Consider the following 15,670-nt stretch of genomic DNA (forward strand, 5'->3'; position numbering starts at 1 on the left):
GCGAATGTTGCAGGCTCGCGCCACATTCACCGCGACCATGAAAAAAGGCCGGTATGGACCGGCCTTGGCGGGAATAGGTGAAGCTCGCCTCGGCGGCCTCAGAGCAAAGGCACGCCGGTCTTGCTCTGCACTTCTTCGCGGCTGACACCCTCGGCCAGCTCCACCAGCTTGAGGCCTTGCGGTGTCACGTCCATCACCGCCAGGTCGGTGATGATGCGGTTGACCACGCCCAGGCCGGTCAGCGGCAGGGTGCATTGGGGCAGGATCTTGAGGTCGGTGCTGCCGTCTTTCTTGCGCGCCACATGCTCCATCAACACGATCACGCGCTTGACGCCGGCCACCAGGTCCATGGCGCCGCCCATGCCCTTGACCATCTTGCCCGGGATCATCCAGTTGGCCAGATCACCCTTCTCGCTGACCTGCATGGCGCCGAGGATGGACAGATTGATCTTGCCGCCGCGGATCATGGCGAAGCTCTCATGACTGCCGAAGATGCTGGAGCCGGGGATGGTGGTAACGGTCTGCTTGCCGGCGTTGATCAGGTCGGCGTCGACCTCGTCCTCGGTCGGGAAGGGGCCGATGCCCAGCATGCCGTTCTCGCTCTGCAGCCAGACCTCGATGTCCTTGGGCACGAAATTGGCCACCAGGGTGGGGATGCCGATGCCGAGGTTGACGTAGAAACCGTCTTGCAGTTCCTGGGCCGCACGGGCGGCCATTTGGTCTTGTGTCCAGGCCATGATCAAGCATCCTTCACAGTCAGGGTACGTTTTTCAATGCGCTTTTCGGGCGTGGCATTGACCACGATGCGCTGGACATAGATGCCGGGCAGGTGCACGGCATCGGGGTCGATCTCGCCGACCTCGACCAGTTGTTCCACCTCGACCACCGTGATCTTGCCGGCCATGGCCACAGCCGGGTTGAAGTTACGCGCCGTGCGGCGGAACACCAGATTGCCGCTCTTGTCGGCCTTCCAGGCCTTGACCAGGGAAACATCGGGCGTCAGCGCATGCTCCAGCACATAGGTCTGGCCGTCGAACTCGCGCAGTTCCTTGCCTTCGGCGACGATGGTGCCCACACCGGTGCGGGTGTAGAAGGCCGGGATGCCAGCGCCGCCGGCGCGCAGCTTCTCGGCCAGCGTGCCTTGCGGGGTGAACTCCAGCTGCAGCTCACCGGCCAGGTACTGGCGCTCGAACTCCTTGTTCTCCCCCACATAGCTGGAGATCATCTTCTGGATCTGGCGGGTTTCCAGCAACTGGCCCAGGCCAAAGCCGTCCACGCCGGCATTGTTGGAAATCACGGTCAAATCCTTGACGCCGCTGTCGCGTAGCGCGGCAATCAAAGCCTCGGGAATGCCGCAGAGGCCGAAGCCGCCCACGGCCAGCAGCTGCCCGTCACGGACTAGGCCGGACAGGGCCTCAGCCGCACTCGCAAAAACCTTGTTCATCGATGCTTCTCCATCCATCAATCAATCAAACAAACGATCCACCGGAAGGCGCTGAGCGTACTACCTAAGAGATTAGGTAGGCATTACGTAGAATCGCCTAACACTCGACGGTCGGAATGCGCACCCGCGCTCACTCCAGGAGAACCGCATGAAGGGATGGCAAACGCCTTGGCTCGCGTGGCTGTTGTACGGCCTCTGCGGCAGCGCGCTCGCGGACGGCGTGCAGCTGGAGGGCTTCGGCACCTTGTCGGCCTACCGCAATGACGATGCGGTCGCTGCAGCCCGCCCCGGCGAACGCGTGAAGCAGGCATCTCAGGCTGGCCACTGGCGTGCCGACGGCGACACCGTCCTGGGCCTGCAGCTGCGCTGGCAGAGCAGCGACACCTTGGAATGGGTCTGGCAGGTGCAAGCCCGGGATGAGTTGACCCGCGGCTACCGACCGAACACCGAATGGGCCTATCTGGCTTGGCAGCTCGACCCCGAATGGACTCTGCGTATCGGGCGCCAGCCGCTACCGATCTTTCTGAGCTCCGAGAGCACGCGCGTGGGCTTTGCCCACACCTCCATCCGGCCCATGTCGGCGGTTTACGGCCTGAACAGCAGCGAGCCGGTCGACGGCATCAATGCCAGCTGGACCGGTACAGCACTGGGCGGCAACCTCAGCTGGGATCTGGGCGCCGGCCGCAACAGCCTCACCGTACCGACCGGACGCGTGGACACCCATGCGCTGCTGGCCAGTGCCTTGCGATGGCAGCGCGAAGGCCTGTCCTTGCGTCTGGGCGTGGCTGCGTTTCGCTTTGATTTGATCTCCCCAAGCCTGGAGACGCAATTGCAGGCGCTGACAAACTCGCAACAAGTCTGCGCCAATTGCAGCGAGGTCTTGCCGCAACGCGCGCGCTTCTCGGGCATGGAGGGGCGCTTATTCAATCTCGCCCTGGTCTGGGAGCATGAAGACTGGACGCTGACGGCCGAAGCCATGCGACGGAGCGGCAATTCGGTTTTCAGCCCCGGGGTGCATGCCTGGTACGCCTTGCTATCGCGTCGCTATGGTCGGTGGACACCTTATGTCGCGATCGGTCAATCCGCTTACACCGAGTCGCCGCTGGGCTTGCTAGCAGCAGCGGGCAGCCCCGAATCCAGCGCGCAAAGACTGGCGGACCTGGACCGCAGCCTGCAACGCCCCTGGGACCGCCGCATCGAGCTGCTGGGCCTGCGCTGGGATTGTTTCGAGAAACTGGCCCTCAAGCTGCAGGTCGAACGCTGGACCGCTACCCGCGACCGCAGCAGCCAGCGCGACGGCGAAATCCGCCTCCTACCGAACAGCGCGCCCTGGGATGGGCGTTTGAACATGCTGACGGTCAGCGCGGATTTTGTGTTCTGAACACGGAGTGGACATGCCCAGCAGCCTCACTCAAAGAATGGACCCGGCCCTGGGTCGCAGCACCGCTTCGGGGTGGCTGACTCTGACATCGGCCCTGCTTCTGTGCCTTGCGATTCCCGACCAAGCTTGGTGCGCGGAGGACGTCCCGGCCTTGCGCGTCGCGGTCTCGAGAGCGATCAGCCCGCCCTTCGTCGTGTGGCGAGAGCAGCAAGCGAGTGCCGGCATTGATGTGGAGATTGCGCAAGAGCTGGCGGCCGGGCTCAAAACCCGCGTGGAGTGGGTGGCTTTGCCCAGGCTGCGGATTGAGGGCGCCTTGCTCAGTGGTGAAGCCGATATCGCCTGCAATCTGAGCCCCCTGCAAACTCTGCGCTCCGACAGCTTGCCCCAAAGCTCGCCCCTGTTCGACCTGCAAGACATGCTCAGCGCTCACCCAGATGCGACGGGCGTGGACGCCCTAGAGCAGCTGCCCAATGGCGCTGTGATCGGCACCTTGCAAGGTCAGGCCTACCCGCAGCTCGACGCGCTGTTCCTGCAAGGGCGTGTCAAGCGAGACGATGCGCTCGACGAAGAGCGCATGCTGCGCAAGCTGGCGAAGGACCGCCATCCCTACGGCATCAGCAGTCGCCAGACCTTGAGCTGGTTCAGCAACCCGGGAGGCGAGGAGCGGCTGGCGTCCTGGCGCTTGCTTCTGGGTTCGCGCCCCTACCGGTGTACCGTGTCGCCACGGGGGCGATTTGAGGTCAAGCAGTTGCTGGCCGGCCTCGAACAACTGCTCAGCAGCGGCCGTATCGACCAAATCGTAGCCGCCCGAACCGCTCCGGCGCTGGCTGTGGTGGTGTCAGTGCGCAGCCCGGTGCGCGATGTCAGTCGCAGCGCCTTGATCGAGCTGTTCATGGGGAAACGCCAGAACCTGATGGACGAGGTTCCAACGCTCCCCGTGATGAGCGCCGGGCCTGAGCGCCAGCAGTTCTTTGCGGCCATCCTCAAGCGCGAACCGGCCCAGTACCGCGCGTCCTGGGCCACGCAACAGTTCGGTGGGCGGAGACGCGCACCCACAGAGTTGAGCAGCGCCGAGGCCACCAAAACATACTTGCAGCGCCATACTGAAGCCATCGGCTACCTGCCCCTGACCTTGGTCGACAGCTCCTTGCGCATCGTCTATCTGCCCTGAAGGAACGCCATGACACCTGCTTCCACGATACAAGCCGCGGACCTGCAAGCCGCCCTGCCGCGAATTTTTGCGCCGTGGATTGCGAACATGGGACTGGAGGTGCTGAGCAGCGCGCCCGGTGAAGTGGAGCTGCGCCTGCCCGTGAAGCCCGAGTTCGTCCATGTCGGCGGCGTGATGTGCGGCCAGGTCGCCATGGCTGCGGCTGACACGGCCATGGTGCTGGCCATGATGGCCGAGTTGGGGGAATTCAAGCCCATGACGACGGTGCAGTTGCAGACCAGCTTTCTGCGCCCGGTCTCGGGACCGTTCTGCCTGATCCGCGCCAAGGTGCTGCGCAGTGGCAAAAGCCTGGCCTTCGGCAGCATCGACATCCTCAACCCCGACGGGCGCTTGGCCGCCCAGGCCACCACCACCTACGCCCTGCTATGAAAACGCACTGGATCTGGCTCGGTCTGCTGCTGGCTGCTGGCCTGGCCCGCGCCGAACCCGTGGCCGTGGAGGCCAGAGGCGAGCTCGGCGACTGGCTCAAGCTGGACGGCTTCGGCACCCTGAGCGCTTACCGCGCCGACGATCCCGTCGCCAGCGTGCGGCCGGATGCCCGCAATGCCGTGGCCTCCTTGCGCGACTGGCGCTTGGACGGCGACAGCCAGCTCTCAACCCAGCTGACCGTGAACCCCAACGGCGCACTGCGCCTGGTCTGGCAGGTGCTGGCCAAGGACGACATCGTGCTGCGCTTCCGCCCGCGCACCGAATGGCTCTACCTGGACTGGGATCCCTCGGTCAACTTGAGTCTGCATGCCGGCCGCCTGGCCCTGCCGGTCTTCCAGCTGTCCGAGACCCGCAATGTGGCTTACGCGCAGACCAATGTGCGCCCCTACAGCTCGCTCTACCACCTGAACCCGATCACCAAGGTCGATGGCCTGGGAGCCGTCTGGCGCCAGCCTGTGGGTGCGGCCGAGCTGAGCCTGGACTGGGTGCATGGCCGGACGCAAGTGGACCTGAGCACGGGCCGGGTCAAGGCCAGTGCCATCAACGCCCTGGCTGCGCAGTGGAAACAAGGGCCCTGGAGCGTGCGCCTGGGGCGCTCGGACTACCGGCTGGATGCGCAGCTGCCCGGCACCCTGGCCCAGCTGCAAGTGCTGGCCTCGGGCGCCACCGGCTGCAGCAATTGCGCAGCCGTGCTGGCCGAACGGGCGCCGGCGCGGGTGCGCGCCGCCATCAACACCCTGGGCTTCAACCTGGAGCTCGGCCGCTGGAGCTTCAACAGCGAATGGATGCAGCGCCGCTCCGATTCCATTTTGGTGGCCGACGCCGATGCCTGGTATGCGCAGCTCGCGCATCGCCAAGGCGCTTTCACGCCTTTTATCGGCGTGGGCCGAACCCGCTTTGTCGAAGCGCCGCTGGGCTTTCAGACCCGGGCTGGCGCACCGCCCGCCGCCCAAGCCGCCAACGCGGCTTTTGATCGCTTTTTGCAGAGCGCCAACGGCCGCCGCAGCTGGCAGGCTGGTCTGCGCTGGGACTGCGCGGAAAACCTGGCCCTCAAGCTGCATCTTGAGTGGCTGAAAAACACCCAGGAGATCCGCCTCGGCCAGACCGGCAGCATCAGCTACCCGGCCACGCCACCGATCGGCAACTACCAAGGTCCGGCTTGGGATGGCCATGTGCGCGTCTTGAGCCTGAACCTGGACTTTGTCTTCTGAGCGCGGGGCCAAACGCCATGAGCCCAAGCCACACCCCGCACTCCCGGAAGGCCTTTGTCTACAAAGCCTTCGCCTGGCCCTGGCTGCTGAGCCTGGCGGTGCTGGCGGCGGCCGGCTTGGCCCAGGCCCAAAGTAGGACCGAACAGCGGGTTCTGCGCGTACCGGCCGTGCAATCCTGGTCTGCGCCCTATGCGCTGTACCGTGATGGCGCCCCGGTGGCCGGCATCAATCACGACATCGTCCAAGCCCTGGCCGAGCATTTGGGCATGAGCTTGCAGACCCTGGTGCTGCCGCGCACCCGGGTTGATGCAGCCGTCGCGGCCGGTGAACTGGACCTGCGCTGCCACCTCAGCCCCGACTGGGTGCGCGCGCCCGAGACCTACAGCTGGAGCGCGCCGCTGTTCGAATTGGCCACGGTGATGGTCGGCCATGAATCAGCAGTGCCGGTCTCCCACCTCGACCAGCTGCATCGCGGCCAGACCGTGGGCACGGTGCTGGGCTTTGTCTATCCAGGCCTGGAAGAGCGTTTCAGCGACGGGCGCCTGCGCCGTGACGACACCTTCGCGGTCGACCGCAATCTGCAAAAGCTCAAGCTGATCCGTTCACCCTATGCAGTGGCCGACACCCGCGAGATCGCCTGGCATCTGCGCCAGGACCCTGGCCACCAGTTCGCAGCGTGGCGCCTGCCCATCACAAGAACCGAATACCGCTGTGCCGTGCCCCGCAACGGCCGCATCGAGGCCACATTGCTGCTGGCCGGCTTCGAACGCCTGCTGGCCAGCGGTCAAATCGAGCGCATCGTTCGCAACTACAGCCCGCCGCAGCCGGTGCTGGTGATGGCCGCGAACAGCGCTGTGCAGCAGCTGAGCCGGCAGCAGATCAGCGCCTTGTTTCTGGGCGAGGTGTTGGAGCTGCCCGGAGGCGGGCGGGTGGCGCTGGGCAGCCTCGGTGGCGCCTTGCGCCAGGAGTTCTTCAGCCAGGTGCTGGAAAAGGACGCCGCCCAACTCAAGGCCATCTGGTCGCGCATGACCTTCAGCGGCCGCGGCCGAGCACCACGCGAATTCAACACGGCCGCGGCCCTGCGGGCCTGGCTGATCAGCACGCCGAACGCCCTGGCCTTTCTGGACAGCAGCAGCCTCGACCCCACGCTGAAGGTTGTCTATATGCCAACGCCCGCCTCAGCGGCCAGCCCCTGAGCCTGGCTGAGCCACAATCGCGCCCTTGCACACACGGCTCCCTCATGCCTCTCGACTACCGCACCGCCTTCGAGCTGGCGCCGATCGGCCTGCTGCTCTCGGCTCAGCGCCTGATCCAGGACTGCAACCAGCAGTTGCTGGACATCTTCCAGGCGCCGCGCTCGGCCTTGATCGGCCAGAGTCTGGAGCTGCTGTACCCCAGCGTGGTCGAGTTCGAACGCACCGGCGAACGCATCGTCGCCAGCCTCGACGCCCAAGGCTGCTATGCCGACGACAGGGTCATGCGCCGCTTGAGCACAGGCCAGCTGTTCTGGTGCCATGTCTCGGGCCGGGCCCTCAAGCCCGACGATCCCCATGCGGAAGGGATCTGGAGCTTTGCCGACTTGTCCGCCCATCGCCAGCTCAAGGCGGAGCTGACCCCACGCGAACGCGAGATCGCCGCCCTGCTGATTGAAGGCCTGACCAGCAAGCTGATCGGCCGCCGCCTGGCCATCAGCCCGCGCACGGTCGATGTCTACCGGGCGCGTTTGATGAAGAAGTACGGCGCGGCCTCAACGCCGGACCTGGTCCACAAGCTGCTGGTCATCTGAATCCACCCACCGTCGCCCCCATGAAGCAAAACCCTGTGCGCAGCATCTTCGACCCCGAGTTCACTGAGCGCCTGTGCGAGATGTTCGAGCGCCAGATCTGCTTCAACCAGGTGCTGGGCCTGCAGATCGAATCGCTGGCCGCTGACGCAGCCAGCGCCAGCCTACAGATGCGGCCCGAGCTGATCGGCCATTTCACCCACCAGCGCCTGCATGGCGGCGTCATCAGCGCCACGCTGGATGCCATGGGCGGCCTGGCCGTGATGGCCGCCATCGGCGCGCGGCACCCGCTTGAGAGCGCCGAGGCCCGCCTGCAGCGCTTCGGCAAGCTGGGCACCATCGACCTGCGCATTGACTACCTGCGACCCGGCCATGGACCCGCCTTTCGCGCCACGGCCCAAGTGCTTCGCCTGGGCAGCCGCGTGGCCTCCACCCGCATGGAGTTCTTCGACACTGAAGACCGCCTGCTCAGCTGCGGCGCCGGCGCCTACATCGTTTCCTGAACCTCCTGCGGCCGGGCCGCTTCACGCCGCGCCAGGCGCAGCAGCAGCAAAGACGCGGCCACGCAGCAGACACCGCCCAAGCCCATGATCCAGCGTGTGGACAGCAGGGCCAGGCCGCCGCCGATCACCGCCATCAAGACATTCGACAGGCAGAACACCGTGGACAGCAGGCCCATCACCCGGCCCTGGCCATGGGCTGCAAAGCGCTCCGACATCCAGGCAGGCAGCACCGCGTTGTAGAGCGCCAGCGGCAAGCCCAGACTCACGATGGCGGCCAGGCCCAAAGGACCGGGCAACAGCACCAGGCTGCTCAGGCCCAGAGCCGCGCACAGCGCCAGCAAGGCCGCGCGCCGCAGGGGCCGGCGGCTGGCCGGCAAGCGGCCCGCCACCACGCTGGCCGTGGTCATGGCTGCGCATTGCGCCGCCGTCACCCAGGCGATGCCGGCGCTGCCCAGGCCCATGTTCTCCAGCATCCACAGCGGCGCGAACTCATACAGCGCATTGACGCCCAGGCAGTAGAGCAGCTGCAGCGCAAACAAGGCCGCCAAGACCGGATCGGCACGGAGCAGACCCAAGACCTGCTGCTCGCGCAACTGGCGCCAGAAACCCGGCTGTGGGGCGCCGCTGACCGCCGAGATTGGCCGCCAATCGGGAACCCACAGCGTCAGCACCAGCAGGCAGGGCAACATGGCCAGGCCGGCCAGCAGAAACGGCACGCTTTCGCCCAGCGGCAGGGTCAGGCCACCGACCAGCGGGCCTAGCAGCCAGCCCATGTAGAGGCAGGCATTGAGCCAGGCAAAAGCCTGCGTGCGGTCGATCTGCTCATGCATATCGGCCAGCAAGGCGCGCGCCACCGCCACATTGCCTTCGGTCAGGCCGGTGATGAAGCGCGCCAGCACGAACAACAGGTACCAGCGCTGACCGAGAGCGAAGGCGGTCAAACCATAGCTGAGCAAGGTGGCGGTGATGGTCACGGCCAGCACACGGCGCCGGCCATGGCGATCGGACAGCGGGCCGATGAAGAGATTGCCGATTAGGATGCCGAGCGGATTGGCCGCCAGGGCCAACCCCATCAGCAAGCGCGGGTCCAGCCCGGCGAAATGGGTGAAGTCGTCGACCGGCCCGCCGACAAAGATTGGCGCCAGGATGGGATAGGGCAAGGCCATGCCCACCGTGCTCATCAAGGACAGGGCGCAGATGGCCAGCAGCACCCAGCGTGGATGGCGGATGGCGGGCGCGGCAGGAGGTTGGCTCATTCGGGAACGTGGAAAAAAGAAAGCAGACGCCATGCGCCATGGAGGCGGCCGCCATCATGACAGCTCAGCTGCGTGCCGGGCCGCATGCAGGGCACAATCGCAACGCCTGTCGCCCTGCCCTTCAACGCTATTCCTCCTCTTCTCATGCGCATCAAAGACTGCAACTGGTCCATGGTCGAGCGCTACCTGCGCCAGGACGATCGCGCCGTGCTGCCCCTCGGCAGCGTCGAGCAGCACGCTTTTCTGTCCCTGGCCGTGGATGCCATCCTGGCCGAAGAGGTGGCGGCGGCTGCGGCCGAGCCGCTGGGGGTGCCGGTCTTTCCGGCCCAGGCCTACGGCGTCACGCCGACCTATATGGCCTACCCGGGCACCATGAGCTTGCGTCTGGAGACCCTGCTGCAGGTCTTGCGTGACCTGATCGGCTCGCTGCACCAGCATGGCTTTCGCCGCATCGTCATCGTCAACGGCCATGGAGGCAACAACGGCGCAGCCGCACTTTTGCAAGCGCTGGGCGCGGAGCTTCCTGGCGCCCAGCTCAAATGGCACAACTGGTGGGCCGCGCCGCGCACCATGGCTTTTGTGCGCGCCCAAGACCCGCAGGCTTCGCACGCCAGTTGGATGGAAAACTTCGAGGGCCTGACCCGCCTGCCCGGCGTCGCCCTGCCCGATGCACCCAAGCCTCTGGTCGACTACGCCCGCATGGCCTTGATGGACCCGGTCGCCAAGCGCGCCTACCTCGGCGACGGCTGCTACGGCGGCCACTACCAGCAGCCGCCGGCTGTGATGGATCAGCTCTGGGCCATCGCTGTGCAAGAAACCCGCGATATCCTCGACGGCCCCTGGTTGAGCACCCCATCCGCCTCCCAGGGCTGAGCCCTCCCTGTTTCTCCTAACGCCATGCCTTTTCGTCCCGTCCCCGTCCCCGATCTGGGCAGCCCAATCCCCGGCCGGCTGTGGCTGCAGTCCATGCCCGGCCGGCTGGAATCCTGGCCCGCATTCCTTGACGAAGCCCGGCTGCGCCAGCTGCATTTGGTGGTCTGCCTGAATCCGCTGGAAGAAGTGGCCCAGCTATCACCCGGCTATCACAAGGCCATTTCTGAGGGCCGCCTGCCCTTTCGCTGGCAACACTTGCCCATGCGCGACTTCGGCCTGGGCGCCGACCCGCAAGCCTTCCGCCAAGGCGTGGAGCAGATCGCCCACAGCCTGGTGCTGGGCGAACAGGTGCTGCTGCACTGCGCCGCCGGCATCGGCCGCACCGGCACGGTGGCCGCCTGCGTGCTGAAAAGCCTGGGGCTGCCGCGTGAAGCGGCCCTGGCCACCGTGCGCGCGGCCGGCTCCAACCCGCAATCGGCCCTGCAGTCGGGCTGGGTGGACCAGTTCTGAGCGTGAGCCCGGCACCGTTTCTGGACCCGTTTCTGAATCTCTTCGCCGAGCACGACGAAGCCCTGCTGCTGAACAAGCCCAGCGGCCTGCTGTCCGTGCCTGGTCGTGGCGAAGACAAGCAAGACTGCGCCATCCACCGCGCCCAGACCCGTTTCCCCGAAGCCCTGATCGTCCACCGACTGGACATGGCCACGTCGGGTCTGCTGCTACTGGCCAGAGGCCCCGACTGGCAGCGACGATTAAGTCTGGACTTTGCCGAGCGCCGCGTGCACAAGCGCTATATCGCGGTCGTGCGCGGCAGCCTGCCGGCGGGAGCGGACTGGCAGCTGATCGACCTGCCCCTGATCACCGACTGGCCGAACCGCCCGCGCCAGAAGGTCTGCTTCGAACAAGGCAAGCCTTCGCAGACCCGCTACCGCGTGCTCGGCCATGAGCTGCACGATGGCCAGGTCTGCACCCGCGTCGAGCTGGAGCCCATCACCGGCCGCACCCACCAATTGCGCATGCATATGCTGGCCCTGGGACACCCCATCGTCGGCGATGCCTTGTACGCACCCGAAGACCCGGCTCCGCGTCTGCTGCTGCACGCCTGCCACCTCAGCCTGCCCGAACGCGGCTGGTGTTTCGATTGCCCCCCGGAGTTTTGATGCATTCATCCCTGCCCGACTCACCCTGCGCCCTGCACTCGCCCGCCGCCGAGCGCAACAAGCAGCCCATCCTGGAGGCCTTGCAAGCCCTGCTGCCGCCCAGCGGCCGGGCGCTGGAGATCGCCAGCGGCAGCGGCCAACACATCGCCCATTTCGCGGCCGGCCTGCCCGGCTGGCTTTGGCTGGCCTCCGACCCTTCGCCCGAGGCCCGCGCCTCCATCGCCGCCTGGTGGCCACAGGGACCGGCGGCCCTGGCGCTGGATGTACAAAACACCGACTGGGACCTGCCCGCCGAGCATCTGCCGCTGGATTTGATCCACTGCGCGAACATGCTGCACATCTCGCCGTGGGCCAGCAGTGCCGCGCTGTTCCAAGGTGCAGCAAGGCATCTGGCCGAAACGGGCCTGCTGACGGTCTACGGCCCTTTTGTCGTGCCAGGCGAGCCGACGGCGCCCAGCAATCTGGCCTTCGATGCCGATCTGCGCAGCCGCAACCCGGCCTGGGGCCTGCGCAGCCTCGACGAAGTGCAGGCCTGCGCGCACGACGCCGATTTGCAACTGCGTCAGCGCCTGAAGCTGCCGGCCAACAATCTGCTGCTGGTGTTTGCGCGCCAGGTCTGAATTCCACCCACTGTTTGGAGCCGCCATGACTGCCCCCCAAGAACTCTTCATCATCACCGGCGCCTCGCGCGGCATGGGCGAGGCCATCGCCCTGCAGCTGCTGGCACCCGAACATCAGGTGATCGGCATCTCGCGGGGCCGCAGCGAGGCATTGCAAGGCGAAGCCGACACGCACGGCTGGGCTCTGGAGCAATGGCAGGCCGACCTGGCCGCCCCCCTGGAGGCAGCCGAGCGCCTGGCGGCCTGGCTGGCCCAGCAAGACCTGAGCCGCTTCCGCCGCGCCACCTTGATCAACAACGCCGGCGTGGTCAGCACGCCTGGCCCGGTGGACAGCGTGCCGCTGGCCGAGCTGTCCATGGCCTTGCGTGTGGGCCTGGAGGCCACGCTGCTGCTCAGCAGCGCCTTCTTGCGCGGCACGGTAGCCCTGGGGTCGAACCGACGCATCCTCAACATTTCCTCCGGCCTGGGTCGCCGCGCCATGGCCGGCAGCGCGCCCTACTGCGCGGCCAAGGCCGGCATGGACAACCTCTCCCGTGCCATGGCCCTGGACGAAGAGGCCAAACCCGCCGGACAGGGCGCGGCCATCGTCTCGCTGGCGCCCGGCATCATCGACACCGACATGCAGCTGCAACTGCGCAGCGGCGACCCGGCCAAATTCCCGAACCAACAGGTGTTTGCCGACTTCAAGAGTGGCGGCCAGTTGATGAGCCCCGAACAAGCGGCCACAAAGATTGTGGGCTTTCTGAACACAGCCGGCTTTGGCTCTACAGTCATCGCCGATGTGCGGGATGCTTGAAGTCTCCTTCAAGAGCCCCATCTAGCGACCAGGCCGTTGTCGGCCGCAAGGAGATTTTGTGAAACGTGCTTTTCTGTCTGCCCTGATCGCCCTGACCGCGGTCTCGGCCCTCAGCCTGACGTCCTTCGATGCCGAGGCCAAACGCCTGGGCGGCGGAGGTTCGGCCGGCATGAAGCGGACGACCCCTAGCCAGACCGACGCCGGCAAAGCCAGCCCGCCAGCCCAACAGGCTGCGCCCGCGCCGCAACAAGCGGCTCCTGCTGTGCCTGCCGCTGCCGGCGCAGCTGCCGCAGCACCCAAGCGCAACTGGATGGGCCCGATCGCTGGCCTGGCGGCCGGTTTGGGTCTGGCTGCCCTGGCCAGCCACTTTGGCATGGGCGGCGCCCTGGCCAATATCATGACCATGCTCTTGATCGGCGGCGCACTGCTGCTGCTGGTGACCTTCCTGATGCGACGCTTCGGCGGCGCCAAGGCCCAGGCGCCCGGCATGCAGTACGCCGGCGCTGGTGCCGGTGCAGGCAATGGCAGCGGCAACAACATGCCCATGCCCTTCCAGACAGCGCAGCCAAGCCCCGCGCAGCAGCCGGCCTCGCTGGCCCCGCTTGCGGCCGTGCCTAGCGCCCCTGCAGCACAGGCAGCGCCTGGCAACAGCGAAGACGCGGCCTTTGAGCAATTGGCCAAGCGCGTCTTCATCCGACTGCAAGCGGCCAATGACGCTGGCGACCAGACCGACCTGCGCCGCTTCACGACGCCCGAAATGTATGGCGCCGTGCAACAGGAGCTGCTGGACCGCAAGGGCGCGGTGCAACGCACCGATGTGCTGCAGCTGGACGCTCGTGTGATCGAGCGCGTGCAGGAAAACGGCCAACAAATCGTCAGCGTGCGCTTCTGGGGCTTGATTCGCGAACAGAGCGAGGCCGCCGCCGAGAATTTCGACGAGGTCTGGCACTTGGTTCGCCCCCTGGACGAAAGCCGCGAATGGGCGATTGCAGGGATTCAGGCGACGGTCTGAGCGCTTGTAGGGTCCCGTCCATCGACCGGGGCCCAACACAATCCAGCAAGCAAACAAAAGGCCCGCAGCTGCGGGCCTTTTTCATGGTCGCTATGGGAGCGTGTCGTCAGTAGCTGCGGCCACTGCGGGCCACATCTTCATAGGCCTTCAGTTCGACCAAGGTCTGGCGCCGGGTGGCCTCAGCGGCCGACTCCGGCTGCGTCGACTTCTTGCCGTCCAAAGTCGGGTAGTTGAAGTCATAAATCTTGCGCTCCATCACATCGACGGCGCCGTCCTGATTGGCATCGGCCTCATCGAAGTTGGGCGTACTCAGATCCGCCTGGGTTTGCTTGGCGCTGCCAGCGGCACCATTCGCCACCTTGCTGCCAGCCTCGTCAACGGTGCTCGCTGTGGCGACTTGAGCGCTGGAAGGGTTGTCAGCGGGAAGGCTGATGGGGGCGGCATCCTTGTCGGGCGATGTTTCTTGTGCCACCGCGGGTGTGCTGGGTGGGCTCTGTGGCCCCTGACGGACGGGAGCCGCTTGAGCGCGGCGCGCGCCTTCGCTAGAGATGGCCACCACGGCGGACTCAGCCTCGCCCACGTTGGTTTCCAGCTTGGCGGGCAGGCTGCGCCGCCGCTGAACTTCATCGCCGACGCTGGCACGGGCGGGCACCGCCGAGGCAGCACCGGGAGACTCATTGAGACTTGAAACTGCGTTGATCATGGCAAACCTCCACGAGAGAGACTTTGCAGGGCTGGCCTACCCAAGGCTGGATCTGAAGCAACAGACCGCACAGCAAGCGACCAGTACATGTGAAGGATTTCGACAACTCCTTCACGCAACTTGAATACATCCACTTTAATGCTTGAAGGCAGCCACTGCCCAATCATGTCGGGTCCGCGGGCCCGCAATCACCGAAAACAAGGCAAAAAAACCACCCAATCCGGCCCATGCGGCGAAGTGCCGCCAAGAAATCGCAATTTCAACCGACCAGATTGGCCAGCGTCAACAGAGCCAGCAAGAGCATCCACAAGACGACCGAACGCCAGATCAGGCCGACCACGCTTTGCAAATGGCCGAACTGGGCCGGCTGACCCGGCGTGCTGCCGTCGGCCCGGGTGGCATCGGCATCAACGCCGGCCTCAAAGGTCTTGCTGCGATCTGGCGTCACGCCGGGCGCCGCAACACCCCCCAGCTGCAAACCCAAAGCACCGGCGGCCGAAGCCAGGATGATGCCTTCATTGGGGTGCAACCAGAGGCCGGCATCACGACGCCAGCCGTTCACCGCCTCTTCGAAATTGCCGACGATGGTGAAGCCGGTGGCGGTGAAACGGGCCGGCAAGTAATCGATCCAACCGAACAAGCGGCGCGACAGCAGCATCAGGCGCTCATTGGTCGGCGCATCCAGCGTGCGGCTTTTGAAGGCCCAGTAGCGGCTGGCAAACTCGGCCATGCGATACAGCACGGCCCCCGCCGGGCCCAAGCCCAGCGTAGACAAGACCACAAACCAGAAGAACACGCCGAACACATGGCGGTGCGCAGCCAGCAGGGAATGCTCGATCGCATGGCGAACCAGTTCGGTGCGCGGCAGCTCGCTGGCATCGAGATGGCGCCATTCCGACAGAAGACGTCGCGCTTCTTGATCGTCGCCCCGTTCCAGCGCGTCACGGATGTCGGTGAAGTAGTGACTGAACTGGCGGAAGCCCAAAGTCAGATAAAGCACCAGGACATCGAGGGCCAGAGCCAGCAGCACGCTGAAGTGATGCACGGCCAAATAGACCGCCGTGGTCAGCAAGGCCGGCCCCAGCGCCGTGATCGCCCAGACCACCGACGCATGATGCTCGTCACCAGCGTCGAAATTGCGCCCGGTCCAGCGCACCCAGCTGATCACGCCATGATGGATGCCATTGCCATGGCGCAAAGGTTTGAGCTGCTCGCACAGCAATGCCAGAAGGACCGCGAAGAAGTTCATGGGCCGGGATGATAGCGGGCGC

At 65.9% G+C, this 15,670-nt stretch carries 18 protein-coding genes; 13 read left to right on the forward strand and 5 right to left on the reverse strand.

The window, feature by feature from the left end:
• Nucleotides 1–98: 98 nt before the first annotated feature.
• Complete coding sequence (locus LNV28_RS17190; RefSeq protein ID WP_263517561.1) at nucleotides 99–737, reverse strand: CoA transferase subunit B; 639 nt, start codon at nucleotides 735–737, stop codon at nucleotides 99–101.
• Nucleotides 738–739: 2 nt separating this feature from the next.
• Nucleotides 740–1,444 (reverse strand): CoA transferase subunit A, encoded by a 705-nt coding sequence (locus LNV28_RS17195; RefSeq protein ID WP_263517562.1) that lies wholly within the window; start codon nucleotides 1,442–1,444, stop codon nucleotides 740–742.
• Nucleotides 1,445–1,592: 148 nt separating this feature from the next.
• Between LNV28_RS17195 and LNV28_RS17200 the strand changes: the two genes are divergently transcribed.
• From LNV28_RS17200 to LNV28_RS17230, 7 genes are read left to right on the forward strand one after another with little or no spacing between them, the layout of a single operon-like run.
• The gene (locus LNV28_RS17200; protein WP_263517563.1) at nucleotides 1,593–2,825 is read left to right on the forward strand and encodes an OprO/OprP family phosphate-selective porin; all 1,233 of its coding nucleotides are present in this window, start codon (nucleotides 1,593–1,595) and stop codon (nucleotides 2,823–2,825) included.
• A 13-nt stretch (nucleotides 2,826–2,838) separates the two neighbouring features.
• The gene (locus LNV28_RS17205) at nucleotides 2,839–3,996 is read left to right on the forward strand and encodes a substrate-binding periplasmic protein (RefSeq protein WP_263517564.1); all 1,158 of its coding nucleotides are present in this window, start codon (nucleotides 2,839–2,841) and stop codon (nucleotides 3,994–3,996) included.
• 9 nt (nucleotides 3,997–4,005) lie between these two features.
• Nucleotides 4,006–4,425, forward strand: coding sequence for a PaaI family thioesterase (locus tag LNV28_RS17210; RefSeq protein ID WP_263517565.1), 420 nt, complete (start codon nucleotides 4,006–4,008; stop codon nucleotides 4,423–4,425).
• A complete protein-coding gene (locus LNV28_RS17215; RefSeq protein WP_263517566.1) occupies nucleotides 4,422–5,696 on the forward strand; it encodes a hypothetical protein in 1,275 nt (424 codons plus the stop codon). The genes LNV28_RS17210 and LNV28_RS17215 overlap by 4 nt, the downstream gene beginning before the upstream one ends.
• 17 nt (nucleotides 5,697–5,713) lie before the next feature.
• A complete protein-coding gene (locus tag LNV28_RS17220; RefSeq protein ID WP_263517567.1) occupies nucleotides 5,714–6,892 on the forward strand; it encodes a substrate-binding periplasmic protein in 1,179 nt (392 codons plus the stop codon).
• A 44-nt stretch (nucleotides 6,893–6,936) separates the two neighbouring features.
• Entirely contained in the window at nucleotides 6,937–7,482 is a 546-nt protein-coding gene (locus LNV28_RS17225) for a PAS and helix-turn-helix domain-containing protein (RefSeq protein WP_263517568.1), read from the forward strand.
• A gap of 20 nt (nucleotides 7,483–7,502) precedes the next feature.
• Nucleotides 7,503–7,982, forward strand: a complete 480-nt coding sequence (locus tag LNV28_RS17230; RefSeq protein WP_263517569.1) for a thioesterase family protein — start codon at nucleotides 7,503–7,505, stop codon at nucleotides 7,980–7,982.
• On the opposite strand, the gene LNV28_RS17235 is transcribed toward LNV28_RS17230, so the two are convergent.
• Nucleotides 7,967–9,238: an MFS transporter gene (locus LNV28_RS17235; RefSeq protein ID WP_263517570.1), complete on the reverse strand. Its 1,272-nt coding sequence runs from the start codon at nucleotides 9,236–9,238 to the stop codon at nucleotides 7,967–7,969. The two genes, LNV28_RS17230 and LNV28_RS17235, sit on opposite strands and share 16 nt — an antisense overlap.
• Before the next feature lie 144 nt (nucleotides 9,239–9,382).
• On the opposite strand from LNV28_RS17235, the gene LNV28_RS17240 reads away from it, so the two are divergent.
• Genes LNV28_RS17240 through LNV28_RS17265 form a run of 6 tightly spaced genes read left to right on the forward strand, consistent with a single transcriptional unit; the run spans nucleotide 9,383 to nucleotide 13,696 of the window.
• Entirely contained in the window at nucleotides 9,383–10,111 is a 729-nt protein-coding gene (locus LNV28_RS17240; protein WP_263517571.1) for a creatininase family protein, read from the forward strand.
• Nucleotides 10,112–10,135: 24 nt separating this feature from the next.
• Nucleotides 10,136–10,621, forward strand: coding sequence for a protein-tyrosine phosphatase family protein (locus LNV28_RS17245; RefSeq protein ID WP_263517572.1), 486 nt, complete (start codon nucleotides 10,136–10,138; stop codon nucleotides 10,619–10,621).
• A gap of 2 nt (nucleotides 10,622–10,623) precedes the next feature.
• Complete coding sequence (locus tag LNV28_RS17250) at nucleotides 10,624–11,268, forward strand: pseudouridine synthase (RefSeq protein ID WP_263517573.1); 645 nt, start codon at nucleotides 10,624–10,626, stop codon at nucleotides 11,266–11,268.
• Nucleotides 11,268–11,888, forward strand: coding sequence for a DUF938 domain-containing protein (locus tag LNV28_RS17255; RefSeq protein ID WP_263517574.1), 621 nt, complete (start codon nucleotides 11,268–11,270; stop codon nucleotides 11,886–11,888). The genes LNV28_RS17250 and LNV28_RS17255 overlap by 1 nt, the downstream gene beginning before the upstream one ends.
• A 25-nt stretch (nucleotides 11,889–11,913) precedes the next feature.
• Nucleotides 11,914–12,684: an SDR family NAD(P)-dependent oxidoreductase gene (locus tag LNV28_RS17260; protein WP_263517575.1), complete on the forward strand. Its 771-nt coding sequence runs from the start codon at nucleotides 11,914–11,916 to the stop codon at nucleotides 12,682–12,684.
• Between the two features lie 58 nt (nucleotides 12,685–12,742).
• The gene (locus tag LNV28_RS17265) at nucleotides 12,743–13,696 is read left to right on the forward strand and encodes a Tim44 domain-containing protein (RefSeq protein ID WP_263517576.1); all 954 of its coding nucleotides are present in this window, start codon (nucleotides 12,743–12,745) and stop codon (nucleotides 13,694–13,696) included.
• 106 nt (nucleotides 13,697–13,802) lie between these two features.
• Here the strand turns inward: LNV28_RS17265 and LNV28_RS17270 are convergent, their stop codons facing one another.
• Nucleotides 13,803–14,399, reverse strand: a complete 597-nt coding sequence (locus LNV28_RS17270; RefSeq protein ID WP_263517577.1) for a hypothetical protein — start codon at nucleotides 14,397–14,399, stop codon at nucleotides 13,803–13,805.
• A gap of 259 nt (nucleotides 14,400–14,658) precedes the next feature.
• Nucleotides 14,659–15,648 (reverse strand): CobD/CbiB family protein, encoded by a 990-nt coding sequence (locus tag LNV28_RS17275; protein ID WP_263517578.1) that lies wholly within the window; start codon nucleotides 15,646–15,648, stop codon nucleotides 14,659–14,661.
• Nucleotides 15,649–15,670 lie beyond the last annotated feature (22 nt).

Origin of the sequence: Paucibacter sp. DJ2R-2, assembly GCF_025717675.1 — a bacterium.
Taxonomy (GTDB): Bacteria; Pseudomonadota; Gammaproteobacteria; order Burkholderiales; family Burkholderiaceae_C; genus Paucibacter_A.